This window comes from Exiguobacterium sp. EA-TM-5 (assembly GCF_053878415.1).
In genome coordinates this window covers 2539699-2566092 of the sequence record NZ_CM132670.1, presented here as the reverse complement: position 1 = coordinate 2566092, position 26394 = coordinate 2539699, and the positions used below count along the sequence as shown (strand labels likewise).

Here is a 26394-nt window from a genome sequence, read left to right as displayed (position 1 = left end):
ATCTTACCGTTGCTTGGTCTTTTGTTTCGTTTCGAATGAATGCTCTCTAGAAGAACCTTCTCCGCCATAAAATAAACGCAGCAAGACCAGAGAAAAAAATCATCATTCCGAAGACAATCCAGAAACCAATGACTTCACCTTCCCACGGAACGTGAACGTTCATCCCGAACATTCCGGAAATCATCGTTGGAATCGAGATGACGATCGTAATCGAGGCAAGGAACTTCATGACGAAGTTGACATTGTTCGAGATGACGGAACCGAATGTATCCATCGTCGAGCTGATGATATCTTTATAGATTTGTGCCATTTCCATTGCTTGTCGGTGTTCGACGAAGACGTCTTCGAGTAAGTCCTCATCGTCTTCGTGTTTCTCAAGACTTGGTGTCTTGATGATCCGGTCGAGTACACCATCGTTCGATTTCAAGGATGTCATGAAATAGACTAATGATTTCTGGAGGTTCATTAATTGAAAGATTTCTTGATTTCGCATTGAACGTTGTAGCTCTTCCTCGAGTTCATCCATGCGACGATCGATTTGACGCAAGAAACGTAAATACGAGGAACTGACTTTGTAGAGAATCTGAAATACGAATCGCGATCGATAATTCGTCCGGAATCCACGCAACTTACCACTTGAGAATAACGTCAGCACGTCGAGCTGTTGCGAACAGACCGTGATGAAATGACGAGATGTCACGATGATACCGAGCGGAATCGTATTATAACGGCGTCCTGATGATTCTTCCTCGATGTAGGGAACGTCGACGATCATCAGTAAGCCTTCTTCATCTTTTTCAAAACGTGGCTTTTCTTCCACGTCCAAAGGGTCATAAATGAAATCCTCTGGAATTTTCGTAGCAGCGATGACTTGGTCGGCTTCATCCTTTGTCGGATTGACAAGATGGATCCAGGAACCTTTCGTGAACTCCTGTATCTCGTTGACTGCCCCGGTGACATCGCTTCGATAAATCGTCAACATATTGTCTATCCCTCCTGCTCTTCACTGTCTCATTATAGAAATAGAAGCGATGGTGTGTAAATGATTCTCCGATTTTTTTTTACGAAGATTAGTGATAAAATGAAAATAGAGGAGGGAAAGACATGCCTTTTTTTAATGCTAAAAAGCTCGAAGAACTTCAATCGATCGCAGGTGGGGACCATGCGTTTCTCCAAAAAATCGGAGAGACGTACATCGCACAATTCGATCGAAAGTTTCCTGAACTAAAAGATGCCGTTGCTAAACAAGACGCTGAGCAAACTGAAAAGTTAGCTCACTTGTTAAAAGGTGCTTCCTATTCCGTCGCTGCCGATGATTTAGCTGATGAATTCGAACTGCTTGAAAAAGAAGCAGAATCTGGTTCGATGACTGGAACCCAAGGAATCGTTGATCGGATTGAACAGGATATGGTCGAATTCCGAGTTGTCTGGCTCGATGTTTTTACTGGAAAAAATCTTGACGCATTGCGTTGAGGAATCGCATACATCAAAAAAGCCGACATCTCGTCGGCTTTTTTATTTTTATAGGACGAATGAATCAACTGTCTCGATCAGGCGACCGATTTCCGGTTTTGTGATTTGAGCGTTAACACCGACAGATTCACCTTTATGTCGTAAATCGTCGGAAATCAATGACGAGAAGACAATGATTGGTAACTCACCATAACGATCGTCTTCACGAAGCCGTTTTGTCAGATGAAGTCCATCCATCTTCGGCATTTCAATATCCGTGATGAGGAGATCACAATTACTTCCTTGTTCGAAGGCATCAAAGGCGTCTTTTCCGTTGATGAACCATTTCAGTCCGTGATAGCCGGCCTCTTCGAGTGTTTCGATGATTAATGTCCGCAGCATTTCCGAGTCTTCGGCAATCCAGATGACTTTATCAGTCCGATCACGAGACTGGACGCGACGTCCTTCTTCGCGGGCGAAGATATCTTTGCGTGAGAGCTCAAGGGCGATTTTTTCATAATCAAGTAAGATGATCATTTTGTCGCCCGTTTTGACGACTCCGTTCGTTAGTCCCTCGATCCCACGAGCGAGTTCGTTTGGTGTATCGATCTGCTCCCACGAAATTCGACGAATTTCTGTTACCGAATCGACACGTAGGACGCTCTTTTCTCCATTAAATTCACAGATAATCAGTCGATCCTCGGTTGCTTCGTCATGAGGAACACCAATAACTGTTGGCAAATCGATCACTGTCATGACCTCGCCGCGGAGTTCAATTAATCCTTTGACAGCATCCGGTGTACCCGGGAGTGGTGTCATCGGGAGCGGAACGATGATTTCCCGGACCTTCATAACGTTGATACCAAACGTATACGGACCGCAATGGAAGATGACGATCTCGAGTTCGTTCGTGCCGGCTTCTAATAAAATATCGTGCTGATTGTACATGTAGTTATGCCCCTTTCCATTACCTTCACTTCACTTCTGACTAGTTATCGGCATGCTACGCTGAAAATTCTAGTTCTGAATTGACAAAAAAAGTGTTGTAATCGCTTTCATAATATGTTAAGCAAAAAGTTTGGCATTTGTCTGACCAATTGATTACAATAAGCTATGCAGCCACACACTGAAATGAGAGAGATAAAAATAAATGGAGGTAGAGTGGAATGACTACAGCAACAACCTACACATTTTTACTAGATGGACAATGGCATGAAAGTGAATCAAAAGAGACGATTGAAATCTCTTCACCATATAAAGAGGAACTTGTCGGTCGCGTTCAAGCGATGACAAAACCAGAAGTCGACCGTGCCATCGCTTCAGCGAAAGCGGCGCAAGCAGAGTGGGCGAAACAACCAGCGAACAAGCGGGCTGAATTGCTTCATGCTTGGGCAACGGAACTTGAGAAACGTGCAGACGAAATCGGTGAAGTCATCATGCGCGAAGTTGGTAAAGGACGCGCGGATGGCGTTAAAGAAGTCAAACGGACAGCTGAAATCATCCGTTATACAGCGGAAGAAGGTCTTCGTTTTGACGGTCAGATGATGCAAGGGGACTCGTTCCCAGGCGGTAGTGCGAAAAAAATCGCGGTCATTAAAAAAGCACCGCTCGGCGTCGTACTTGCAATCTCACCATTTAACTACCCAGTCAACTTGGCAGCAGCAAAACTTGCACCTGCACTCATGACAGGGAACGCGGTCGTCTTCAAACCAGCAACACAAGGTTCAATCAGCGGAATCTTGATGGTCGAAGCGCTCGTCGCAGCAGGTCTTCCAGCTGGACTCGTCAACATCGTCACAGGTCGTGGATCAGTCATCGGTGACTATTTGACGGCTCACCCAGGGATCAACATGATCACATTCACAGGTGGCACAGGAACAGGACAACACTTGTCGCGTCAATCCGCAATGATTCCACTCGTCCTTGAGCTTGGCGGAAAAGACCCAGCACTCGTCCTTGAAGATGCAAACTTGTCGCTCGCGGCAGATCATATCATCAGTGGGGCGTTCTCGTACTCGGGTCAACGTTGTACAGCAATCAAACGTGTCTTCGTCCTTGATCATCAAGCAGATGCGTTGATTGAAGAACTCAACACGCGTATTGCGAAATTGACAGTCGGTTCACCTGAACAAGACAGTGTCGTCGTTCCACTCATCGATACGAAATCTGCTGATTTCGTCGAAGGATTGATTACGGATGCAACTGAAAAAGGCGCAACGCTCGTCACAGGTGGCGGTCGTACATCGAACTTGATCGAGCCAACACTTCTTGATAATGTGACGCGCGACATGCGTGTTGCGTGGGAAGAACCGTTCGGACCAGTCCTTCCGATTATCCGCGTCAACTCGGTTGACGAAATGATCGCGTACGCAAACGAATCAGAGTATGGTCTTCAAGCAAGTGTCTTCACAGAAAACATTGATGCAGCGTTTGCTGTAGCGGATGCGCTTGAAACAGGTTCTGTGCAAATCAATGGTCGGACGGAACGTGGTCCTGACCACTTCCCATTCATCGGTGTTAAATCATCGGGTCTCGGTGTACAAGGTGTCGGACGAAGCCTCGCTTCGATGACACGCGATAAATTAACAGTTCTTAACTTAAAATAAGTTCTTAACCGACCTTTCAATCTGCGGAAAGGTCGGTTTTTTGTGCATCCGTTTTTGAAGTGCTAACGTAAGCTAGACAACAAATATTATCCGTTGACGCACAAAGTTTGGCGCTATAGCTTCATTCTCTCTATAATGAAAGAAAATGGACGAGAGAAAAGAGGCGTGTAGGCATGATTGTATCAGACGAAATCATTTCGATTCCGATTCCGACACCATTTCCAGTAGGAGACGTGAATTGCTACGTATTACGAACAGAAGGGGAGAACATCCTTATTGATTGTGGACCCGATACACTTGAAGCGTGGCAAGCGATGCAACAAACATTGACACGACATGATCTTCAAGTCGAGGATTTAGATCGTGTCATCGTGACGCATCACCATGCGGATCACGCTGGGATGGCACATCGCTTTTCAGAGAAAGGCATTCCTGTCTATGGACATGCGCGTTTACGCCCATACTTGGAGCAAGATGAGTCCTTCTTAAACAATGGAGATGCGTTCTTGCAGCGATTGGCGACCTCGTTTGGTGTTCCGTCAGCCATTCAAGCAATGTTACCGAGCTATCAATCTGCCTTAAAATGGCTTGGAAAAGGTCAGCTCGATTTCACATTACAAGAAGGCGATGCCATCACACCGTCTGGGCGATACCGTGTCATCGAACTACCGGGACATGCAAGTGACCAAATCGGTATTTTAAGTGACGATGGCGTGTTGTTCGCGGCCGATCATCTACTCGATCGAGTCGAGCCGAACCCGTTGCTTGAACAACCGCAACCAGGGGATGATGCGCTCGTGAAACGACCTGTCCTTGCGTACCTTGACTCCTTAGAAAAACTACAAGGCGAACACATTCGAATCGCCTACACCGGACATGGTGCTCCGATTCGCGATGTTGCGACGCTCGTCGAAGAACGGTTGATGCAACGTAAGGCGCGTGGCGATCAACTACTCAAATATTTTTCAGGAGAGCATACGTTATTCGAATTAGCACAAGAGACGTACGGCAATCGATTAAAAAAATCATTCCCGCTCGTCATGAGTGAAATGAAGGCACGTCTTGATACGCTTGTCGCACGGGGTGCGATTACGGTCGAAAAACGATTAGGGATCCTCTACTATTCGAAAACGGAGGACATCTAATGCAACTTATCAATCGGACGATTGTCATCACAGGAGCTTCAAGTGGACTCGGGGAAGCGTTAGCCCGTACTTTACACAAGGAAGGGGCAAACTTGATTTTAGTCGCACGACGCGAGGAACGATTACAAACGCTCGCGTCTGAACTTCAAGCAGACTATCTTGTCTACGACTTAGAACAAGCACCGGAAGTACTTGCGCAAACATTGTCTGATCGCTACAAGCAAATTGATGTACTAGTTAACAATGCGGGGTTCGGGGAATTCAGTTTCCTAGACGATACCTCGATTGAGACGATCGAGTCGATGCACCGAATCAATGTCTTAAGTCCGGTCCGTTTGACGAAAGCCTGTCTGCCTTTACTGAAAGAGGGGGGTATGATCGTCAATGTCGCGAGTCAGGCGGGAAAGTTACCGACACCGAAGTCGACGATCTACTGCATGACGAAAGCGGCAATGTTGCAGTTTTCGAATGCACTACGTCTCGAGTTACGCCCCAAAGGCATCCACGTCATGACAGTCAATCCTGGACCGATTGCGACGGAATTCTTTGTTCGAGCCGATATCAGTCGGAAATACGAAAAAAACGTCGCATCAATTGTCTTATCAAAAGAACAACTATCACAGACCGTCGTTCGGGCGATGAGACACCGGAAACGAGAGGTCAATGCACCGTGGTGGATGGAGCTATCAGCAAAAGGGTACGGCGTCATGCCACGACTCATCGAGTGGTTAGGCAAATCGGGTTTCGATAAAAAGTGATGACGGAGGAGAACGACGAATGAAAACAAAAGTAATCAGCTTTCTTGCCTTAAGTACGCTGCTCGCAGGGTGCGGCACGCCGGCTACGACACCGCAACCGAAAAGTGTCTTAGGAACGAGCTATCAATCAATTGAAAAAGAAGCAGAAAAATCGACGGTCCGGATGTATATGTGGGGCGGCGATGACGGAATCAACGCCTATATCGATGAGTACGTGGCACCTCGCCTTAAAAAGGAACACAATATTACGCTAGAACGCGTACCAATCGAGACGGCGGATATCATCCAAAAATTACGTGCTGAGAAGCAGGCGAATAAAGAGAAAGGTGTCATCGATGTCGTTTGGATCAATGGCGATAACTTCCTGAATGCTAAAAAAGATGACTTACTGTATGGCGAAATCACAAAAGTCCTACCGAACATGAAGTATGTCGATGCTGCCGCGCAAAGTTCAGATAGTGGTACAAAAACAGAAGATCTCGAAGCGGCTTGGGGAAAAGTTCAATACACGTTGCATTATGACGCAGCCGACGTGAAGTCGCCACCGACCGACTTGAAAGCGTTGAAGTCTTGGGTCAAGGAAAATCCGGGACGCTTCACTTATCCGGAAGTGACGGACTTTACGGGCAATGCCTTCGTCCGCCACGTCATGTATGGGGTCGAATCGAATGAAACGTTAAAGGATCCAAAAGCAGACTTTAAGAAGACGTGGGCTTATTTGAACGAAATCAAACCGTATCTTTGGAAACAAGGAAAGACGTATCCGAAAACATTGGCACAACTCGATCAGCTGTATGCAAAAGGAGACGTCGATTTCACGATGGGCTTCAATGAACGACGGGCAGAACAAGAAGTAACATCCGGAACGTTTCCGAAACAAACGCGACCGATCGTTCTAAAAGATGGTTCGATCGCGTCGACGCATTTCCTGTCCGTACCGTTCAACGCGCCGAACCCGAAAGGTGCCCTCGTTACAATCAATACGTTGTTGTCACCAGAAGCGCAACTAAAAAAATATGATGCGACATACTGGGGAGACGGAACGAGTCTTGATTTATCGACACTGAATACATCAGAACAAAAGCAGTTCGCTGACGTACCGGCTGCACCGTCGACACCGAAGCCAAGTGTCTTTGAAGGAAAGGTCCGAACGGAACTTGATCCATCTATCTTCGAGATGATTCGTAAGGAATGGCCGTCTCGTGTGGCGCGGTAACGCGTATCCTGCTGCCATCTTGATGGCAGGAATGGTTTTATACGGGGTATGGGTAAGTATCTCAATGACGTCACTTGCCGATTACCACGAGCTACTGACGGATGACGTTTTTTTAGAAAGTCTAGCTGTTAGTAGTTACGTGGCGATTGTCAGTACGGTGCTCGCGCTGATCATTGGAGTAGTGCTCGCACGACTCTTGAGTAGAACACGATTAGCAGCGTTACTTGCGATTCCTTTATTCATTCCTCATTTAGGAGCGGCGTATCTCGCGATCCTCTATTTGAGCGATGTGCCTGTCATTGGACCGCATGAAGGAAATTATTTTAGTGTCATCCTGACCTATCTATATAAAGAGATTCCGTTCGTCTTTTTTTATCTCTTACCGGTGGTCCGGCGTCTTGATCCACGTTACCAAGAGCTCGGTATGATGCTCGGTTTGTCGCCTGTGCGCCGCTTTTGGCATGCGCGAGGTGTATTTCTACTTGTACCGATACTTGAAGCAGCCTTTATCTTACTTGCCTTCATCTTGTTCGCGTATGAAATACCGGCGTTGCTTGGTGTGACCTATCCGAAGTTACTTGGAGTCTATGCGTTTGATTTGTATACACAAGGCGATTTATCAGAGCAACCACTCGCTTTTGCAATGAGTGTCGTCTTGACGGGAGGACTTTTTGTCCTGTTGTTGCTCATGACTGGTTTGACGCGCCCGCTTGCAGCGAAGATTAGTAGGGGGCGAAGTGAATGAAAAAAATCAGTGTGATCGTATTCGTTGTCCTTCTCTTCATCCTTCCTTTGATTGGATTGATTCCGGGAGAATGGAGCTGGAATCCGCGTCTTGAAGCAACGCTTGGCACGACCGTCACAATGATTTGTGTTGTCGTGTTGTTGAATCATCTATTCGGGTACATGGCAGGAAAAGCAATCGCCTTTCAAACGGGGAAACGTGTACGTGTAGCGGAGTTCTTGATTAGTTTACCGCTGTTCGTCCCTATCTTGTTGCTATCTTTTGGTCTTTATTTGACGTGGATTCGTCTTGGTCTAGCAGATCAGTTTTTGGGTGTCCTCCTCGTCTTGCTTCTGCCGACCTTACCGTATACGGTTCGCTTGTACACGAACGGATTTCAGGCGCTTGGAGAACGGATGCTCGAACAGATGGTCTTGATCGAGGGAAATCGTTTTAAACGTTGGTTTTATTTGACGGGACCGATGCTTCGATCGACACTACAATCGGTCACATTACTGGTCACGGTGATCACGATCAGTCAGTATGCGCTCGTTGCGTTAATCGGTGGCGGAATCGTCCGTATGATCGCACTGGAAGTGTTTCCGGCGTATTCCGGTAATTCTCAGGAGGCGGCTCGACTGGCAACACTTTGGTTAATCGGTTTGCCCGTTTTCTTTTATGCTCTACAAGCCGTTATTTTTTCTAGTTGGATACGAATCGTACGGAGGCGTTTAAATGGAAGTCACGATACAACAGGTCAATAAACGATTTGGAACGAAGCATGTATTATCTGATATCGATTTAAAGATCGCGTCTGGACAATGTGTAGCTTTAGTCGGACCGAGCGGTAGTGGGAAAACGACACTACTTCGCCTGATTGCGGGCCTTGAACGTGTAACGAGTGGAACGATTCAGTTCGGTGACCGAGACGTCACCGCCCTTTCACCGAATCAGCGAGGGGTGACGATGATGTTTCAGCGTTCATTATTATTTCCGCATTTGAACGTCGAACAAAACATCCGTCTCGGTGCGAAACAATTAACTCCGATCGAGCTTGAGTCTTGGTTATATCGCGTTGGACTTGAGGGGAGAGGGAAAAGTGCGATCGACGAACTCTCAGGTGGTGAACAACAGCGGGCAAGCCTAGCTCGTGCGTTGGCAAGTCAACCGGACTTCTTGTTGCTCGATGAACCGTTCTCGAGTCTAGATGTACCGAGACGACGGGAACTTCGGACACTAATCCGAAAGTTGACCGAGGAACAAGATGTCACGACACTCCTTGTCACGCATGACCGGGAAGAGGCAATGGCGATGGCAGATATCGTGTATGTCTTAGAACAGGGGCAAATCGTCGATCATGGTCCACCGATCACGCTTAGTCAGACTAGCCCCTTTTTTGGTGAAGGCATTCAAATAGACGTCACATGGTATCCGTTGACGGCAGTCAACTTGGTCTCAAGACCGACGAAGGAAACAGATGAACGTGTTACGATTACGAAAGAACTCATTCAATACGGCGTTCGTTTCTACGAAGTAGAACGAGCGTCCGGAGAACGAATCGTGCTCTCTTCAGATGAGACGATTCATGAGAAAGAAGGCTATATCGTTAGAAAGGAGGGGTGACATGTTAGATACGCGTGCGCGTAAAATCGTTCAACCCCTATTCGACCAAGGGGCGACTTTATTTAAAAAAATTGGATTATCAGCAACACAGGTGACCATCATTTCCGGTATCATCGGTGGTTCGACGGGATTTTTCGTCTATAACGACATGATGGGAACAGCAATCATCTTGTTGTGGATTTCGGGGATGCTCGATGTCATTGACGGAACGATGGCGCGAAAAGAGAAGACGACTCCAATCGGCACAATCCTTGATCTGGTCCTCGATCGAATCGTAGAATTATCAGTTTTAATTGGTATAGCGCTTCGCTTTCCGGAAACGCAGGTCGTCATTCTTTTACTCGTTGCGTCATTCGTCATCGGAATGACAATGTTTCTTGCGATTGGAGCTGTCAGTGAAAACTACGGCTACAAGTCGTTTCAATATCAACCAGGACTCGTTGAACGGACAGAAGGATTCTTATTCCTGACAGCGATGATTTTATTCCCGAGCGCCATCATCTGGATTGCAAGTGTTTTCTTGATCGCTGAACTCTATACGGTCGGAGAACGATTCCATCAAGCTTCGAAGGTGTTACGATGAGCGAACAAGAAATGATCATGACGGTGGACCGAACCGGGAATCCACTTGGTGCGCGTCCACGGTCGGAAGTCCACGCACAAGGTTTGTGGCATGAAACATTTCATTGCTTCGTCTATGATCCTACGCGAGACGTCGTGTTACTTCAGCAGCGATCCGAGCAGAAAAAGGATTTTCCGGGAATGCTCGATATCACGGCAGCCGGTCATTTGCTTGCGAATGAGTCTGTCGAAGATGGTCTTCGGGAACTTGAGGAAGAAATTGGACTAACGTGTACATTTGATCAATTGATACCGCTTGGCGTCCAAGAAGAGGAGTTTCGAGATGCGACACTCTGGGACTGTGAACGATGCCACGTCTTTCTCGTACAGAGCAATCAAGCGATCGAGTCATACGTACTTCAGAAAACAGAAGTCAAACGATTGATTGCTTTTTCGATCGAGCAATTTGAGAAAATCGCTGACGATTCCATAGAGCGGATTCAAGATACGGCAGGAGAATGGTTCGATCGTCGACAATTCGTCCCGCATCTTCCTTCTTACTGGATACATGTACGACAAGGCATCGAACGATTACGTGAACAGAGACAACAGTGAGGATATGACATAAAGACCTGCGATCGAACATGATGTCGATGTAGGTCTTTTCTCTACTCGTACATTCGTTCGATACGAGAGTAGCGAAATTCAGGTATATTTGAGATAATTAAGTATATATACAAAAGAAGGAAAGAAGGTGCAGCCAGTGGCATTACGATTTGCACTACTCGGGCTGCTGACCCAAGGGGAAGCGACCGGTTATGATTTAAGCGCGACTTTTAAAAAACAGATGATCCACTTCTGGACCGCACATCATACACAAATATACCGAGAGTTGTTAAAGATGGAAGAAGCTGAACTCGTGACGAGTGTTCATATCGTTCAAGAAGATTTACCGGATAAGAAAGTCTATTCGATCACGGATAAAGGACGGACGGATCTCGTCGAATGGTTACGGACACCTAACGAGTTCAAACCGAAGATGAAAGATGAGAATTTAATGCGTGTTTCACTCTTGCATCTGCTGCCACCAGGCGAAGCTGTCGCCTATCTAGAGGAATCAAAACGGCATCATCAATTCGCTGTTGAGATGATGCAGAGTTGGCGTCACGACCATCTCGAGAATGGTGCGACACTCGGCGAAACATTGACGAGTGAGTACGGATTGCGTATGATGTTGAATTACTTGGATTGGTGCGACTGGGCTATCGCGGAAATCAAAAAGAACGAAGCAAACGTCTAACGAAACTGGCTCGACTGTCATGGAGATGGCGGATGCGAGCCGGTTTTATTTTGCGACGAGATGGAGTAAGGAGCGAACTAATGTACTTTAATGATTATGAAGACTGGATCGAAGAAGAAGCAGAAGCGTTATTTCAATTACACGAGGAATCGCTAATACGAGAAGCGACATCGTATTCGCAATTTACAGCGTACGTAGAAGAGGCACTTCTTGAACCATTGTTACTCAAACTACGCTGGCTTGGAGAAACAGAAGAAGAAGAGATTCTAGAACACGCAGATGCCGTCGTTTGGGAGAATGCGACAGGCAATTCGGAAACAGCACTTCGTCGAGATGTTTTACGACGGGTCGTCCAAAGAGATTTTACTGCGCATATCCTTGAGCACCTCACACCGATACTTGAGGCAAAACAAACTGCTTATGAGTCAGAGTTAGAACAGCTTCAATTGGCGCATGCCGAACAAATGGACGAAGTGCAACAACATGAACAACAAATTGAACTTGGACCTCCACCTGAGAAAATCAAAAAATGGTGGTACCTCAAAGAAAAGGAAGTCTCACGTTCCTTTACGGAAAAAGAACGATCTACGTTGCAAGCGCAACAACAGCAACTCGAGGACGAATTAAAACGGCTTGAACAAAAAAAACGTGAGACAGAAGACCATCTTGAACAATTGGATTCACTTCACCATCTGTAAGTCACGACAAAAAAATGGAGCACGCGACATGACGTCGCGTGCTCCATTTTGTATAAAGACTGTCGTTTTAAGCTTGTGTAGCGAGTTTCGCAAGGACAAGTTTCGCGACCGCTTCACTTGAAGCCGGGTTTTGTCCAGTGACGACATTTCCATCAATGACAGCAAATTCTTTACCAGCATCTGAAGTGAGGAAAGTAGCGCCTTCGCCGCGAAGCGTCGTCTCGAGCAAGAACGGTACTTTATCTTCAAGACCCGTTGATTTTTCCTCTTCGTCCGTAAAGCCGTTAATTTGACGACCCGATACGAATGGTTTGCCATCGATCATGACATGCGCGAAGGCTGCAGGACCGTGGCAGACCGATGCGACGATTCCGTCTTTTTTAATGACAGCTTCAATAGCACCTGCCACTTGTGGGTTGTTCGGGAAGTCGACGACCGCACCGTGACCACCTGGGAAGTAGACTGCGTCAAATGATGATGGATCCACTTCAGCGAGTGCTTTCGTGTCATGCAATGCACGACGGGCATCTTGGAATTTTGGCAAGATTTCTTTGACGATTGATGCTTTATCGATTGGAACATCGCCACCTTTGATCGACGTAACCGTCACCTCATGCCCTGCATCCTTGAACAGGTTGTAAGGTGCTGCGAACTCTTCGAACCATAATCCTGTTTTGTGCCCATTCATGTCGTCTGCGCTAGTTGATACGATTAAAATACGTGCCATAATAAAACTCCTCCTCTGTATGAACGTTACAAAGAAGGAGATTCCCGGAGAGGTGAAGAGTTAAACCTCACCGGTGTTCTGTATAGTGATGAACGGGCAATGAAGCAAGCGCTTGATCAATCTGTGCTTTAGAGATCGGCTCCTTCATCGCTTGGACGTTTGCTTGAAGCTGTGACACGCTTGACGCACCAGGAAGAACGACAGCGACCTGTTGATCAATTGCTTGTAGGGCAAGCGCAGGAAGCGGGAAGTCTTGTAACTGTTGCAGACTAGCTTCGAGCGTCTCCTTATCGAATTGTTCGAACCGATCAACCGACTGCAGACGTGAAGCGCTCTCGTGTGTCAACAATCCTTTCGCAAGCGGACCACGGGCAACGACTTGAATGTTTTTTTCTTGAAGACGCGGTAACAATTCTTCAATCCGACGGTCGAGCACCGAATAGGGGGTCATCAAGTAAGAGAAATTACTATGCTCGAGCCAGTATTCGATGACGTTCGGTCGCAGTGATGAAAGACCGTAATGTTTGATCTTACCTTCTGCCTTTAAGTCTTCCATCGCACGAATCGATGCGTCGATATCATCATCAATCGTACCACCGTGAACGTAATACAGATCGAGGTAAGGAGTTTCAAGACGATTCAAACTTTCAAGGCAAGCTTGTTTCAGATAGTCATAACTTGGGTCCCATGTCCAACCGGTTCCCGTCGCGTTCATCCGATTACCACCTTTTGAGGCAAGAAACAACCGACTGCGATCCTCTTGTGCAAAAGTTTGACCGATGATTGATTCGACTGCTCCGTTTGCGTAGACGTCCGCTGTATCGAAGTGTGTAATCCCAGCATCAAGTGCCGTTCGCAGGATCGCTGTTGCTTCTTCTTGTCCGCGTTTTAAGATCGTCATCGTACCTAATCCTAATGACATGTTCAATTCCCTCTTTTCTTATATGAACTGTAAGTTTGGAACTTCTGCATTCTAGTGTATCATATCTGATGAAAAAGACGGTTTCGAAGTCTTGCGGCAATACGTCGGAAACGGCATACTAATCATGACAGAGAACGTAAACTAGGATAGAAGAGGGGCCACACATGATGGAAGAAAAAACGATTGAACGTGAAATGATCTATGAAGGGAAAGTCTTTGATGTCGAGAGACATGTCGTCACGTTACCAAACGGCAATACGTCCGTCCGTGAACTGGTCTATCATAATGGGGCCGTCGCGATCATCGCTTTTGATGAACAAGGCGATCTGATCGTCGTTGAACAGTACCGAAAAGCATTCGAAAGTCTATCGATTGAGATACCAGCAGGCAAGCTCGAGAAAGGTGAAGATCCACTCGATTGTGCCAGACGAGAATTAAAGGAAGAAACAGGATACGCAGCGAAAGAGTTACAGCATGTCTTTGACTTTTACGGAGCGCCCGGTTTTTGTAGTGAACGTGTACATATCTATGAAGCGATTGGTCTCACTGCCGGCGATCGTCAACTCGATGAAGATGAGTTTCTTGAGAATAAGACATTAAAGCTTGAAGAGGCGCTCGAACTTGTTGCAAATGGGACGATTGTTGACGCAAAGACGATCATGGCGATTCAGCATTGGCAAATCCGTACTTTAAAATGATTCTCATTTAAATGATTTTCAGTTGATAATCATTTTAATTTGAAAAATGACTGATTATCAGCTATGATAATAGCATCAGTTCGAACAAAGGGGGCGTTATGATGGAAAGTCGTGTAGAACGCATCAAAAAACAGCTAAGCGGTAAAGGATATAAGCTGACTCCCCAACGTGAAGCGACTGTGCGTGTCTTGCTCGAACATGAGTCGGATCACCTCAGTGCCGAAAATGTCTTTCTCCTTGTAAAAGAAAAGAACTCCGACATCGGACTTGCGACGGTTTACCGGACGCTCGAATTATTGACGGAGCTCGAAGTCGTTGATAAGGTCAACTTCGGAGATGGCGTATCCCGGTTTGATTTACGACAAGAAGGTGCGAGTCATTCGCATCACCATCTCGTCTGTATCGAATGCGGATCCGTCGAAGAGATTTTAGACGATATGCTTGAAGAAGTAGAGAAAGAAATCGTGTCCCGATTCCACTTTAAAATTAAGGATCATCGCTTGACATTCCATGGCGTCTGCCGTGTCTGCCAAGAGCGTCACGCTCGGGAAGCGTTGGAACAATCACAAACACAAACAGTCTGACCGTCCGACAAAATTCGGATGGTTTTTCTTTTTCAATTTTTATAGGTCAGACCTCTTCACAACGGTTTACACCTTTGATATGATGGGAAAGTAAGCGATTTCGTAAACGAAGAGGATGAGTTCAGTGCGTGAACAACTGGAAGCATTTATCAACTATTTAGTGATTGAACGGCAAATGTCCGCGAATACGGCAGCTGCGTATCGAAATGATTTAAATCAATACTTACAGACGCTTGAAACAGCGGAGGTTTCCTCGTTCGAACAGGTTCACCGACATCATATCGTCGACCATATTGAACGATTGCTTGAAGCACGAAAGTCACGATCGACGGTTCGTCGGGCGACAAGCTCAATTCGTTCGTTCCATCAATATTTGGTCGAAGAGAGACTTGCGACGCATGATCCGTCTCGTCATCTTGATTTACCGAAACCGGAGAAAAAATTGCCCGTCGTCTGGAGTCAAACGGACGTCGAACGCTTGCTTGATTCGGTCGTCGGTGTCGATCCGCTTACGCGACGAGATGCAGCAATGCTTGAGCTTCTTTATGGAACAGGGATGCGCGTCAGCGAACTCCTCCAATTGAAGTTAAACGATTTGCAACTCGAACTAGGGTACCTGTCATGTCTCGGGAAAGGGAACAAGTCCCGTATCATCCCGATGAGTACGACAGCGATTGAAAACGTAAGGGTATATCTCGATCTCGCGCGCAACAGTCTCGGTGGTCAACAGACGGACGACGTCTTCTTGAACAGTCGCGGCGATCGTTTGTCACGACAAGGTTTTTGGAAGATGATCAAGCGACGGGCAAAGGAAGCCGGTATCGAGAAAGACATCACGCCGCACGTCCTGCGTCATTCGTTCGCGACACATCTGCTTGAGAACGGTGCAGACTTACGTGTCGTGCAAGAGATGCTTGGGCACGCCGATTTGTCGACGACACAAATGTATACACACGTCAACAAGGCACGACTCCATGACGTGTATAAGAAGCATCATCCACGGGCATGATAATTCTATCTTTTAAAGGTCTGACTTCAGACAAATGATGCGTTTTGTCTAGTCCCTTTACGGGAAAAATCGTAACGGGAATCGCACAACTACAGCTCGTAATAGGAGGAACTGCAAATGGCTCAATCATTTAAACGTGTATTTTTAGTTGTCATGGACTCCGTAGGAATCGGAGAAGCACCGGACGCTGAACAATTCGGAGATCTTGGTTCACATACGCTCGGTCACATCGCGCGAGAGCGTAACGGATTACAGATGCCGAATATGGCAAAACTCGGTCTATCGCATATCGAACCGATCGAAGGCGTTTCGGCTGAAGAAGCACCGCTTGCGGCATACGGAAAAATGCAGGAAGTATCTGCAGGGAAAGATACGATGACAGGACACTGGGAGATCATGGGACTGCGGATCGATACACCATTCCGTGTCTTTGAGAAATTCCCGGATGATTTGATTCATCGTTTAGAAGAGTTCTCAGGACGGAAGATCATCGGGAATAAGCCGGCTTCTGGTACGGAAATCTTAGACGAACTTGGACAAGAACATGTCGAGACGGGCGCATTGATCGTCTATACGTCGGCAGACTCCGTCCTTCAGATTGCAGCACACGAAGAAGTCGTTCCACTAGAGGAACTGTACCGGATTTGTGAATATGCACGCGACATCACGCGAGATGACCCGTACATGCTCGGACGCATCATTGCACGCCCATTCCTTGGTGAAGCAGGTGCGTGGGTACGGACAGCGAACCGTCACGACTATGCACTCAAACCATTCGACCGGACGGTCATGAATGAGCTCGAGACAGCAGGACTTGATGTTATCTCGCTCGGTAAGATCGCTGATATCTATGATGGAGAAGGTGTCACGGATGCGATTCGGACGAAATCGAACATGGACGGGATGGATCAACTCGTGACGCAACTCGATCGTGAGTTCAACGGACTCTGCTTCTTGAATCTCGTCGATTTCGATGCGTTGTTCGGACACCGTCGTGATCCACAAGGATACGGACAAGCGCTCGAAGAGTTCGATGCCCGTCTACCGGAAGTATTTGATCGTTTAAACGAAGACGATCTCTTGATCATCACGGCTGACCACGGAAACGATCCGGTTCACGCTGGAACGGACCATACGCGGGAATACGTACCGTTGCTTGCTTATCACAAGAACGGTGTCGCAAAATCGCTTGGTATCCGTGAGACGTTCGCTGATCTTGGGGCAACGGTTGCAGAAAACTTCGGCGTCAAAATGCCGGCTCATGGAACAAGCTTTTTAACAGAACTATAATTCGAGGGAGCGATTCAGATGACAGTCAACTGGAATGAAACACGTTCATTTTTAGAAAGCAAAATGCAGGCAAAACCGGAAATCGGATTGATTCTCGGTTCAGGACTTGGTGTCCTCGCGGATGAGATTGAAAACCCAATCGCGATTCCATACCATGAAATCCCGAACTTCCCGGTTTCAACAGTCGAAGGACACGCTGGACAACTCGTCTTCGGAACACTCGAAGGAAAACAAGTCGTTGCGATGCAAGGACGATTCCACTTCTATGAAGGATACTCGATGGATATGGTGACGTTCCCAGTACGCGTCATGAAAGCGATTGGTGTTGAAACGTTGATCGTCACGAACGCAGCCGGTGCATGTAACGAAGCATTCGAACCAGGTGATTTGATGTTGATCACGGATCACATCAACTTCTTCGGTACGAATCCGTTGATTGGTAAGAACGTCGACGAGATGGGACCACGTTTCCCTGACATGTCGAAGCCGTACGATGCGGAATTACTTCGTCTCGCACAAGAAACAGCGGACGAACTCGGTATTCGTGTCCGCCAAGGTGTCTACTTCGGAAACACAGGTCCAACGTATGAAACACCAGCAGAAGTCAAGATGGCGCGGATGCTTGGAGGAGACGTCGTCGGTATGTCGACGGTCCCTGAAGTCATCGTTGCCCGTCATTCAGATATGCGCGTCCTTGGGATTTCGTGTGTCTCGAACATGGCAGCAGGTATTCTCGATCAACCGTTACATCATGATGAAGTCATCGAAACGACAGAACGTGTCCGGGCACACTTCCTATCACTCGTTCGCGGTTCGATCAAAAAAATGTAACGACTGTTTTTAAAACTCACAAACCACTCCTGAGGAGGAACTAGATTATGCGTATGGTAGATTTGATTGCAACAAAACGAGACGGTGGCGAACTCGCGACAGCTGATATTCAAGCAATGGTAGAAGGATTCACGAATGGTGAAATTCCAGATTATCAAATGTCAGCGATGTCGATGGCGATTTTCTATCAAGGAATGTCAGATCGTGAAATCGCTGATTTGACGATGGCGATGGTCAACTCGGGTGACGTGATCGATCTTTCACGTATTCACGGGAAAAAAGTCGACAAACACTCAACAGGCGGGGTTGGTGACAAAATCAGTCTGATTGTTGCACCACTCGTTGCGTCAATCGGCATTCCGGTGGCGAAGATGAGCGGTCGTGGACTCGGTCACACTGGTGGAACAATCGACAAACTTGAAGCGTTCCCTGGTTTTGACGTTGAACTTTCAGAAGAAGCATTCGTCTCACAAGTCAACGACATCAAGATGGCGATCATCGGTCAAACAGGTAACTTGACGCCTGCAGACAAAAAACTCTACGCGCTTCGTGATGTTACGGCGACAGTAAACTCGATCCCATTGATTGCAAGTTCAATCATGTCGAAAAAAATCGCAGCAGGAGCAGATAGTATCGTACTCGACGTTAAGACGGGTTCTGGTGCTTTCATGAAATCGTTTGAAGATGCAAAAGCACTCGCGACAGAGATGGTCTCAATCGGTAAGAGTGTCAATCGTAAGACAGTTGCTGTCATTACGGACATGGATCAGCCGCTCGGCTTTGAAATCGGAAACGCAAATGAAGTCAAGGAAGCGATTGAAGTCCTTCAAGGGAAAGATGTCCGTGACTTGAAAGTCATCGCATTGACGATTGCTTCACACATGGCAGTCCTCGGTGAGTTCTACCCGACGTTCGATGAAGCATATGCGGATCTCGAAACACGTCTCGGTAACGGCGCAGCACTTGACGTCTTCAAGAAGTTCATCGCAGCTCAAGGTGGCGACGCTTCACTCGTTGACGACATGACAAAAGCACTTGAAACAAAATACGAAAAAACATTCGTCGCTTCAAAAGCGGGTTACGTCTCTGAAATCATCGCTGACGAAGTCGGTGTTGCAGCAATGATCCTCGGTGCAGGACGCGCGACGAAAGCAGATGAGATCGATCACGCAGCAAGCGTCACGTTACACAAAAAAGTCGGCGATCGTGTCGAAATCGGCGATGTCATCGCTACGCTTCGTTCAAACAAAGAAACGCTCGACCAAGCAATCGAAAAAATGGATCACGCGTATCACATCAGTGAAACGAAACCGGAAGCACGTCCGCTCGTTCACGCTGTCATCCAGTAATCCATCCGATAAGTAATATCTGAGTAGTGGACTTCGTCCGCCACTCTTTTTTTGTGATAAAATCAAAAGTGTAAAAATATGGATATGAGCAGAGGAGCGATCGTATGAAACGTTGGTTCATCGTAATTGCTAGTCTAGTTGGAGTCATCGGATGTGGAATGGTCATACTGGTCTTTGCCTTTTGGCAAAGTACGAATCCAGACGCAGAAAAAGAGACGAAAATAAAAAACGAAGCTAATATTTACTTAAAAAAGCAGAAGTACCTTTCAGAAGCGCAAGTGACCGGTAGTGTTTACGATAGTATGGGGAATTTTTCATTTGACTATGCAGCACAAGCTGTTGACAAGAAAACGAATACAGAGTTTTTAATCTATCAGACTGAAGAGTCGGGTACATTCGTTGATTCGTATCATGCGTCACTTTGGGAAGATCAGTTAGAACAACGTATCATGCCGCCTACGCTTGAAAATACTGATGATGAATTAGACGTACACGTTTTATATGATAACGAAGAGGTCCAGCAACTTGGTGACGCGCGTTTTGATCCGAACGCTTATTTACGTGCTGAAGTGGCACCGACAATCTTAATTGATGTCCATCGTAAACGACATGATCAGGACAAAACACGAATTAAAGAGTGGGTGAAGTCGTTGCGTGAACAAAAAATCCTTCGGCATATGACGGTCAAGGTAGACTATGTTTCAAAAAAGGGTGAATTACTGGAGAACGGAAATTCGTTATTCGCGACGTTATAAAGTGAACTGAAAAAGCGGGAGTGTGCGCTTTTTGTTCGATTTGTTATACTGGAAATACTTGTAATGAAAAAGGGGGAACTTTCATGAAACCACCACGTCTACGAAAAGGGGATAAGATTGCTATCGTCTCACCTGCGTCTGCAGTTGCGGCATACGTGCCACGTCGTCTCGCACGCGGTATCGCGACACTTGAAAAAATGGGGTTCGAGGTCGTCTTGATGCCGAATGCAACAGCTGTCCATAGTCATACGGCAGGAACGATCGGCGAACGTCTGCAGGACTTACATATGGCGTTTGCCGACCCAACAATCAATGCAATCATCTCAACGATCGGTGGGTTTAACTCGCACCAGTTGCTCGACGAACTTGATTATGAGTTGATTCGGAACAACCCGAAGATTTTCGTCGGATTCAGTGACATCACAGCGCTGTTTGCTGGCATCTATCAGAAGACGGGACTGACAACTTTCGTTGGACCAGCGCTACTGACACAGTTCGGTCAATTCGATGGTCTTGATCCGTATACGGAAGAGTCGTTTAATCGTACGTTCATGCAGACGGAACCAATCGGTCGGATCGAAGCGTCTGAAGAGTGGACGGACGAAATCTTACGCTGGGATGTCGCGGACGACCGAAGACGAGAGCATCACCCGAATGCAGGATACACGATCGTCAAGACGGGCGTCGCAGAAGGACCGATTTTAACGGGGAACACGGGAACACTTTTGCTGCTTGCTGGAACACCATACTTGCCATCATTTGATGGTGTCGTCTTGATGCTTGAGGATGACGAGAGTGAGACGCCGGAAACAATCGACCGGTATTTCACGCAATTACGACACATGGGTGCATATGACAAGATTGCAGCACTTGTCGTTGGACGTTTCCCGCGCAAAGTCGATTTTGATCCCGATTTTCCGCTCAAAGACATTATTCTGCGCGCAACGCGTGGCTATGATTTCCCAATCATTCTTGATGCAGACTTCGGACATACGGATCCTGTTGCGACACTTGCGAATGGAGTACGGATTCATGTCGAAGCGACGGATTCGGTCACACTCGATATTTTAGAAGCGGCCGTCGAGTAAAAAGGTCTGCACGACGTCCTGAAATTTGGTACACTGTACCATGGAATCACGATCTTGAATCGTGACGAATCTCTTGCTGAAAAGCACGAAAGGTTGGTCAAACATGCAAAAAACTGGTCATATCTTATTAGAAGATGGAAATAAAATCGAATTCGAATTGTTCAACAATGAAGCACCGATCACGACTGAAAACTTCGAAAGCCTTGCAAACTCGAACTTCTACGATGGATTAAACTTCCACCGTGTCATCCCAGGCTTCGTCTCACAAGGCGGATGCCCAATCGGAAACGGTACAGGCGGTTCAGGAAAAACAATTCCTTGCGAAACGTCAACATCGTACCCACACAAACACAAAGCCGGTTCACTCTCGATGGCACACGCTGGTCGCGATACAGGATCAAGCCAGTTCTTCATCGTACATGAGCCACAACCGCATCTCGATGGCGTACACACGGTCTTCGGACAAGTGACTTCAGGTCTCGAACATGCACAAAAAATGAAGCAAGGCGCTGGCATCAAAGAAATCCGCGTCGAAGCGTAAGTTCTTGCTCCTCTTCGAACGTTCGAAGAGGAGTTTTTCTTTTTTTAGATCCGGGTACAATCAGTAAGGGAAGTTAACTCGAAAAGGAGTGTTTGTCATGCGTTTAGAAGGAAAACGAATCATCCAAGTCGTCAGCAATGACTTCGAGGATTTGGAATTATGGTATCCTGTCCATCGCTTACGTGAAGAAGGGGCAATCGTCGACATCGTCGGTGAGAAGGCGGATGAGACATATATTGGGAAGTACGGTGTTCCGATCAAATCGAATAAGACGTTTGACGAGATCAATCCAGCCGAATACGATGCGATCCTTGTTCCGGGTGGTTGGTCGCCCGATCTATTACGTCGCTTTGACTCTGTCCTGAATATGGTCCGGCATTTTAATCAGAACAAACAACCGATCGGTCAAATTTGTCATGCTGGTTGGGTGCTGATCTCTGCAGGCATCTTAAAAGGTGTCAACGTCACGAGTACGCCAGGGATCAAAGATGATATGACGAATGCTGGCGCTATTTGGCATGACGAGGCAGTCGTCGTTGACGGACATATCGTCTCGAGCCGTCGTCCGCCCGATTTACCGGACTACATGCGTGCCTTCATCCAAGTGATGGAAGAACAAGCATGATTCAGATGCAGGGGGACGTCAGGTGACGGACTCCTGCATTTTGGGTGGATTATGAAAAAAATGCAGTAATTCTGTGTGAGAAGGTGTAGAATGAATGAGTCTCAGTCGTTCATACTCCTGAGAGTTGTTGAAATTAGGAAGGTGTAGAATCACATGCTAGTAAAATATAAGAAGTTGAATGAACGGACCGCGATGGGGCTGATTGCCTTCTCGTGCGAAGTGAAGGATCCGAAGTATTTGCTTGAAACGGTTCAAGCCTATGAACAGGAAGAAGACCAACGCTTGTATTTGTACAAACAAGATGAGGATTTCGTTGGTGTCATCGGGTTTCAATTGATGGATGGCCATGCTGAATTGAAACATATCGCATTATCACCGTCTTTCCGAGGAGAACGCATGTCGTATCTCTTACTCGATGAAGCAGCAAAGTTGCTTCGAACGGATATTACAGGTGCGACCGAAGAGACGCAACGCCTCGTCGACAAATGGAAAAATCAATAAAAAGACCGGTCCATGGCTTAGATGGACCGGTCTCTTCGGTTTTGTAGCGCTTCTTGTCGTGCCGTAACGACGTCCGTCCGGTCACGCAAGCGGTGTTTATGTGTTACGTAGTCGAGATCAGGTGCTGTCGCTTCAAGGGCAACGTTCCGAACGATATCTGGAAAAACCGGCAACGGAATATGACGGTAGACCGGATCTGTGAAGCGATCGCGATGATCGAGCAAGCGCGTGGCATCGATACCAGAAGCAATTAGTGCTGCTCGGTGGCGTTCAATTTTATCGAATGCCTTACTGTACGTCCGCTGTGCACCTGCTTGGTTACCACGTCGATGATGATAGCGGGCAACGGCGAGCTGGATTAGACCGACAAGTGCTTCATCCTGGCGTTGTCCTTCCTGCCAAACTTCTTCTAAGATTTCATGGCACTCGAAGTAATCGTGCCGGATGTTGAATTCAAATACGAATCGCTCAATCGGATTCATGGAATCACCTCTTACTTGGAATATAACATAGTCGAACCTATCAGTTGTATGGTATACTAAGGCGCAAAAAACGTTGATGGGCAGGGAGAATCATGGAATCATACAGTGTAAAGATGGATGCGTTTGAAGGCCCGCTGGACTTGCTGTTACACTTGGTTGGTAAATTAGAAATCGATATTTATGATATATCCGTTTCCATGGTGACGGATCAATATGTGTCCTATATCCGTGCAATGCAACATCTTGAATTAGATGTTGCTAGTGAATATCTTGTCATGGCAGCGACGCTGTTGCAACTCAAAAGCAAACAACTCTTGCCGATTGAACAGACGGAATACGATGAGATTCCCGATTTCGAAGAAGAACCGACACGAGAAGGTCTGATCCAACAGTTGATCGAGTATAAAGCGTATAAGGAAGCAGCCCTCGTCCTAAAAGAAAAGGAAGAGGCGCGGCTTGAACTGTTCTCGAAACAACCGGAGGATTTGATGCGTTATCTCGATACGGATGCGCAAGAGTATAATGGTACGTTATCATTAAGTGATTTATTACGCGCCTATGAAAAAATGCGCCAACGGGAAGCTTGGAAGGTACGTCGCTCGAAGACGGTCAAACGAGAAGAACGGTCGCTTGAACAACAAATGGAGTCCGTCGCTCGTTACGTCGCGACCCGGGAACGTACGACATTCTTCGGCTTTTTTGCGGAGCAACCGACAGTCGAAGAGCTGGTCGTCAGCTTCCTCGCCGTCCTAGAACTCGTGAAGCAACGTGTCATTGATTGTGAACAGATGACCGATGATATTTTGTTGCGGAGCATGGTGAAGGAGGAGAGTCAGATTGGCGTATGAACATATCATTGAGAGCCTGTTATTCGTCGTTGGTGATGATGGCATCGATCCACGTGGTCTCAGTCAAGCGTTAGAGATCAGTGAAGCGGCAGCGCGTGAGCAGTTGCTGGCTCTTCAGTCGACGTTCGAAGCAGAGCAACGTGTGCTCCAAATCGTGGAATCAGGTGGTGTCTTTAAGATGGTGACACGAAAAGAAATGTCACCGTACATTCAGGCATATGCCGGTTCGCTGGCAGAAGACTCCTTGTCTCGAGCGGCGATGGAGACACTCGTCATCATCGCCTATAAACAACCCGTCACGCGTGCCGACATCGAGGTCGTCCGTGGCGTCAAGACGGAACGCGTCATCCATACGTTAAGTGCAAAAGGTTTGATTGAAGAAGCGGGACGTGCCAAAGGCGTCGGTCGCGCAAAATTGTATAAAACGACGGATCATTTCTTGGACCATTTTGGTCTGAACAGTATTGAAGAGTTACCACCACTCGAGTTTGAAGAAACGTTTGAGTCGGATGGGGATCTCTTCTTCCGAAATGATCCTTCATTAGAGGAGAGAGTGAATTAATGGAACGGTTACAAAAAATTATCGCACAAGCAGGTGTCGCTTCGCGGCGTAAAGCAGAGGAATTGATCACAGAAGGTCGCGTCAAGGTCAATGGAAAAGTCATCACGGAGCTCGGAACGAAAGTTGGAGCGCGTGCTGAAGTGGAAGTAGACGGCGTCAAGCTTGAGCGTGAAGAGCATGTTTACTACATGCTCTATAAACCAACAGGTGTTGTTTCAACGGTTGACGACGATAAAGGACGTAAGACGGTCGTCGATCTCGTACCACCTGGACACCGTGTTTTCCCGGTCGGTCGTCTGGATTACAATACGAGCGGTCTTCTATTAATGACGAACGACGGAGAATTCTCAAATCTTTTGCTTCATCCGAAGTATAAGGTTCCAAAACGTTATATCGTCAAGATTAAAGGCGTACCGGAATACTATCACGTCAAAGGTCTAGAAAAAGGCGTCGTCCTACCGGATGGTTTTAAAACAGGTAAGGCACGTGTCGAGATGCGTGACATCGATAAGAAGAAAAACACAGCCATTCTTGAAATGGTCATTTACGAAGGGCATAACCGTCAAGTGCGTCAGATGGTCGAGACACTCGGTTCGGAAGTCTTGAAGTTGAAACGTGAACAGTTCGGCTTCTTGACACTTGCAGGTCTTACTTCTGGTGAGTGGCGTGAACTTTCAAAAAAAGAAGTCAATCAATTGCGTGAGCTAGCGGATCCAGCCGCTCCGCCTACGAAAAGACGTAAGAACACAAAAAAACGTTAATTTGTAAAGCGAGAAGCTCATCCTCCGGGTTGAGTTTTCTTTTTTTGTGACAAAACGATTAACGAATTTCACATTTTGTCAACGTTTAAGCGATTTCAAGTACAATATGGGTGGAGGCGGTAAAATATGAAAAAAACGAAACAAAATCCGGAAGAACGCTTAGCAGCGGCCCAGCAGAAAAAGAAGAAACGCTCTTTCTGGCGTCTGATGATCATGACGATGGTCTTGTTCGCCGGCGCTGTCGTCATCATGCAATTCGTCGATCAAGCGACACGTGATAAAAACGGTCGTGTCATGGCAGGCGATGATGCCCCTGGTTTCGCACTCGTCGATTTATATGGTGAGAAACAGCACTCAATGGACGAGTATAAAGGAAAAGGACTTTTACTCAATTTCTGGGGAACATTCTGTGAACCATGTAAGAAAGAGATGCCTTTGATCAATGATAACTACAAAATGATGCAAGACCAAGGTGTCAATTTCGTAGCAGTCAATGTCGGTGAAACACCAGTTCGTGTCTCAAGCTTTATTAAGGATATCGGCGGAACGGACTATCCGATCCTCATGGATACGAACAGTTCTGTTGAGAAGGCTTACGGGATCTACAACTTGCCTGTGACATTCATCATCAATAAAAAAGGTGAGGTCGTCGAGAAATACGAAGGTGAGATTGATCAAGCGAAGCTCGAAGAGATGGTGAAGAAGGCGAACGAGTAACGCATCGAAGGGGGATTTAAG

Annotated in this window: 32 protein-coding genes; 27 read left to right on the top strand and 5 right to left on the bottom strand. The window is 46.8% G+C overall.

What is annotated here, in order from left to right:
* Positions 1–46 precede the first annotated feature (46 nt).
* The gene (locus ACV3PA_RS13550) at positions 47–982 is read right to left on the bottom strand and encodes a magnesium transporter CorA family protein (RefSeq protein ID WP_029341164.1); all 936 of its coding nucleotides are present in this window, start codon (positions 980–982) and stop codon (positions 47–49) included.
* Positions 983–1104: 122 nt separating this feature from the next.
* Between ACV3PA_RS13550 and ACV3PA_RS13545 the strand changes: the two genes are divergently transcribed.
* The gene (locus tag ACV3PA_RS13545) at positions 1105–1473 is read left to right on the top strand and encodes an Hpt domain-containing protein (protein WP_053452869.1); all 369 of its coding nucleotides are present in this window, start codon (positions 1105–1107) and stop codon (positions 1471–1473) included.
* 48 nt (positions 1474–1521) lie between these two features.
* Here ACV3PA_RS13545 and ACV3PA_RS13540 read toward each other — a convergent pair whose 3' ends face one another.
* The gene (locus ACV3PA_RS13540; RefSeq protein WP_053452870.1) at positions 1522–2400 is read right to left on the bottom strand and encodes a chemotaxis protein CheV; all 879 of its coding nucleotides are present in this window, start codon (positions 2398–2400) and stop codon (positions 1522–1524) included.
* A 218-nt stretch (positions 2401–2618) separates the two neighbouring features.
* Between ACV3PA_RS13540 and ACV3PA_RS13535 the strand changes: the two genes are divergently transcribed.
* The 11 genes from ACV3PA_RS13535 (at position 2619) to ACV3PA_RS13485 (ending at position 12083) form a co-directional block, all read left to right on the top strand.
* Positions 2619–4058 (top strand): NADP-dependent glyceraldehyde-3-phosphate dehydrogenase, encoded by a 1440-nt coding sequence (locus ACV3PA_RS13535; RefSeq protein ID WP_456125062.1) that lies wholly within the window; start codon positions 2619–2621, stop codon positions 4056–4058.
* Positions 4059–4231: 173 nt separating this feature from the next.
* Positions 4232–5203, top strand: a complete 972-nt coding sequence (locus tag ACV3PA_RS13530; RefSeq protein WP_053452872.1) for an MBL fold metallo-hydrolase — start codon at positions 4232–4234, stop codon at positions 5201–5203.
* Positions 5203–5961: an SDR family NAD(P)-dependent oxidoreductase gene (locus ACV3PA_RS13525; RefSeq protein WP_053452873.1), complete on the top strand. Its 759-nt coding sequence runs from the start codon at positions 5203–5205 to the stop codon at positions 5959–5961. Before ACV3PA_RS13530 ends, ACV3PA_RS13525 begins: the two co-directional genes overlap by 1 nt.
* A gap of 19 nt (positions 5962–5980) precedes the next feature.
* Positions 5981–7177: an ABC transporter substrate-binding protein gene (locus ACV3PA_RS13520; RefSeq protein ID WP_053452874.1), complete on the top strand. Its 1197-nt coding sequence runs from the start codon at positions 5981–5983 to the stop codon at positions 7175–7177.
* Positions 7164–7922, top strand: a complete 759-nt coding sequence (locus ACV3PA_RS13515; protein WP_053452875.1) for an ABC transporter permease family protein — start codon at positions 7164–7166, stop codon at positions 7920–7922. Before ACV3PA_RS13520 ends, ACV3PA_RS13515 begins: the two co-directional genes overlap by 14 nt.
* Complete coding sequence (locus ACV3PA_RS13510; RefSeq protein WP_053452876.1) at positions 7919–8665, top strand: ABC transporter permease subunit; 747 nt, start codon at positions 7919–7921, stop codon at positions 8663–8665. The genes ACV3PA_RS13515 and ACV3PA_RS13510 overlap by 4 nt, the downstream gene beginning before the upstream one ends.
* Entirely contained in the window at positions 8637–9524 is an 888-nt protein-coding gene (locus ACV3PA_RS13505; RefSeq protein ID WP_053452877.1) for an ABC transporter ATP-binding protein, read from the top strand. The genes ACV3PA_RS13510 and ACV3PA_RS13505 overlap by 29 nt, the downstream gene beginning before the upstream one ends.
* Position 9525: 1 nt before the next feature.
* Positions 9526–10107 carry a CDP-alcohol phosphatidyltransferase family protein gene (locus ACV3PA_RS13500; RefSeq protein WP_456125061.1) on the top strand — a complete coding sequence of 194 codons (582 nt, stop codon included), beginning with the start codon at positions 9526–9528 and terminating at the stop codon, positions 10105–10107.
* Positions 10104–10700 (top strand): NUDIX hydrolase, encoded by a 597-nt coding sequence (locus ACV3PA_RS13495; RefSeq protein ID WP_053452879.1) that lies wholly within the window; start codon positions 10104–10106, stop codon positions 10698–10700. The genes ACV3PA_RS13500 and ACV3PA_RS13495 overlap by 4 nt, the downstream gene beginning before the upstream one ends.
* A 148-nt stretch (positions 10701–10848) precedes the next feature.
* A complete protein-coding gene (locus tag ACV3PA_RS13490) occupies positions 10849–11385 on the top strand; it encodes a PadR family transcriptional regulator (RefSeq protein WP_456125060.1) in 537 nt (178 codons plus the stop codon).
* An 80-nt stretch (positions 11386–11465) separates the two neighbouring features.
* Positions 11466–12083, top strand: coding sequence for a hypothetical protein (locus ACV3PA_RS13485; RefSeq protein WP_456125059.1), 618 nt, complete (start codon positions 11466–11468; stop codon positions 12081–12083).
* Between the two features lie 67 nt (positions 12084–12150).
* Here the strand turns inward: ACV3PA_RS13485 and ACV3PA_RS13480 are convergent, their stop codons facing one another.
* A complete protein-coding gene (locus ACV3PA_RS13480; protein ID WP_053452882.1) occupies positions 12151–12810 on the bottom strand; it encodes a type 1 glutamine amidotransferase domain-containing protein in 660 nt (219 codons plus the stop codon).
* Between the two features lie 67 nt (positions 12811–12877).
* On the bottom strand, positions 12878–13732 hold the full coding sequence (locus tag ACV3PA_RS13475; RefSeq protein ID WP_456125058.1) for an aldo/keto reductase: 855 nt from the start codon (positions 13730–13732) through the stop codon (positions 12878–12880).
* A gap of 167 nt (positions 13733–13899) precedes the next feature.
* On the opposite strand from ACV3PA_RS13475, the gene ACV3PA_RS13470 reads away from it, so the two are divergent.
* The 11 genes from ACV3PA_RS13470 (at position 13900) to ACV3PA_RS13420 (ending at position 23003) form a co-directional block, all read left to right on the top strand.
* Positions 13900–14430 carry an NUDIX domain-containing protein gene (locus ACV3PA_RS13470; RefSeq protein ID WP_456125977.1) on the top strand — a complete coding sequence of 177 codons (531 nt, stop codon included), beginning with the start codon at positions 13900–13902 and terminating at the stop codon, positions 14428–14430.
* A gap of 101 nt (positions 14431–14531) precedes the next feature.
* Entirely contained in the window at positions 14532–15014 is a 483-nt protein-coding gene (gene fur / locus ACV3PA_RS13465; RefSeq protein WP_023467675.1) for a ferric iron uptake transcriptional regulator, read from the top strand.
* A 124-nt stretch (positions 15015–15138) separates the two neighbouring features.
* Entirely contained in the window at positions 15139–16023 is an 885-nt protein-coding gene (gene xerD, locus ACV3PA_RS13460; protein ID WP_456125057.1) for a site-specific tyrosine recombinase XerD, read from the top strand.
* Positions 16024–16140: 117 nt separating this feature from the next.
* Positions 16141–17313 carry a phosphopentomutase gene (gene deoB, locus ACV3PA_RS13455; RefSeq protein ID WP_053452886.1) on the top strand — a complete coding sequence of 391 codons (1173 nt, stop codon included), beginning with the start codon at positions 16141–16143 and terminating at the stop codon, positions 17311–17313.
* 18 nt (positions 17314–17331) lie between these two features.
* Positions 17332–18144, top strand: a complete 813-nt coding sequence (locus tag ACV3PA_RS13450) for a purine-nucleoside phosphorylase (RefSeq protein WP_029341181.1) — start codon at positions 17332–17334, stop codon at positions 18142–18144.
* Between the two features lie 47 nt (positions 18145–18191).
* Positions 18192–19493, top strand: a complete 1302-nt coding sequence (locus tag ACV3PA_RS13445; RefSeq protein ID WP_053452887.1) for a pyrimidine-nucleoside phosphorylase — start codon at positions 18192–18194, stop codon at positions 19491–19493.
* Positions 19494–19597: 104 nt separating this feature from the next.
* Entirely contained in the window at positions 19598–20248 is a 651-nt protein-coding gene (locus ACV3PA_RS13440) for a hypothetical protein (protein WP_456125056.1), read from the top strand.
* 83 nt (positions 20249–20331) lie between these two features.
* A complete protein-coding gene (locus ACV3PA_RS13435) occupies positions 20332–21336 on the top strand; it encodes a S66 family peptidase (RefSeq protein WP_456125055.1) in 1005 nt (334 codons plus the stop codon).
* Positions 21337–21439: 103 nt separating this feature from the next.
* Positions 21440–21877 carry a peptidylprolyl isomerase gene (locus tag ACV3PA_RS13430; RefSeq protein WP_053452890.1) on the top strand — a complete coding sequence of 146 codons (438 nt, stop codon included), beginning with the start codon at positions 21440–21442 and terminating at the stop codon, positions 21875–21877.
* Between the two features lie 97 nt (positions 21878–21974).
* Positions 21975–22502 (top strand): type 1 glutamine amidotransferase domain-containing protein, encoded by a 528-nt coding sequence (locus ACV3PA_RS13425; protein WP_053452891.1) that lies wholly within the window; start codon positions 21975–21977, stop codon positions 22500–22502.
* Positions 22503–22655: 153 nt separating this feature from the next.
* Positions 22656–23003: a GNAT family N-acetyltransferase gene (locus ACV3PA_RS13420; RefSeq protein WP_023467684.1), complete on the top strand. Its 348-nt coding sequence runs from the start codon at positions 22656–22658 to the stop codon at positions 23001–23003.
* Positions 23004–23020: 17 nt separating this feature from the next.
* Here ACV3PA_RS13420 and ACV3PA_RS13415 read toward each other — a convergent pair whose 3' ends face one another.
* Positions 23021–23485: a DUF309 domain-containing protein gene (locus ACV3PA_RS13415; protein WP_053452892.1), complete on the bottom strand. Its 465-nt coding sequence runs from the start codon at positions 23483–23485 to the stop codon at positions 23021–23023.
* A gap of 92 nt (positions 23486–23577) precedes the next feature.
* Between ACV3PA_RS13415 and ACV3PA_RS13410 the strand changes: the two genes are divergently transcribed.
* The 4 genes from ACV3PA_RS13410 (at position 23578) to ACV3PA_RS13395 (ending at position 26373) form a co-directional block, all read left to right on the top strand.
* Positions 23578–24333, top strand: a complete 756-nt coding sequence (locus ACV3PA_RS13410) for a segregation/condensation protein A (protein WP_023467686.1) — start codon at positions 23578–23580, stop codon at positions 24331–24333.
* The gene (gene scpB / locus ACV3PA_RS13405) at positions 24323–24895 is read left to right on the top strand and encodes an SMC-Scp complex subunit ScpB (RefSeq protein WP_053452893.1); all 573 of its coding nucleotides are present in this window, start codon (positions 24323–24325) and stop codon (positions 24893–24895) included. The genes ACV3PA_RS13410 and scpB overlap by 11 nt, the downstream gene beginning before the upstream one ends.
* Entirely contained in the window at positions 24895–25656 is a 762-nt protein-coding gene (locus ACV3PA_RS13400; RefSeq protein ID WP_053452894.1) for a pseudouridine synthase, read from the top strand. Before scpB ends, ACV3PA_RS13400 begins: the two co-directional genes overlap by 1 nt.
* Before the next feature lie 126 nt (positions 25657–25782).
* Positions 25783–26373 (top strand): redoxin domain-containing protein, encoded by a 591-nt coding sequence (locus ACV3PA_RS13395; RefSeq protein WP_053452895.1) that lies wholly within the window; start codon positions 25783–25785, stop codon positions 26371–26373.
* Positions 26374–26394: the final 21 nt, after the last annotated feature.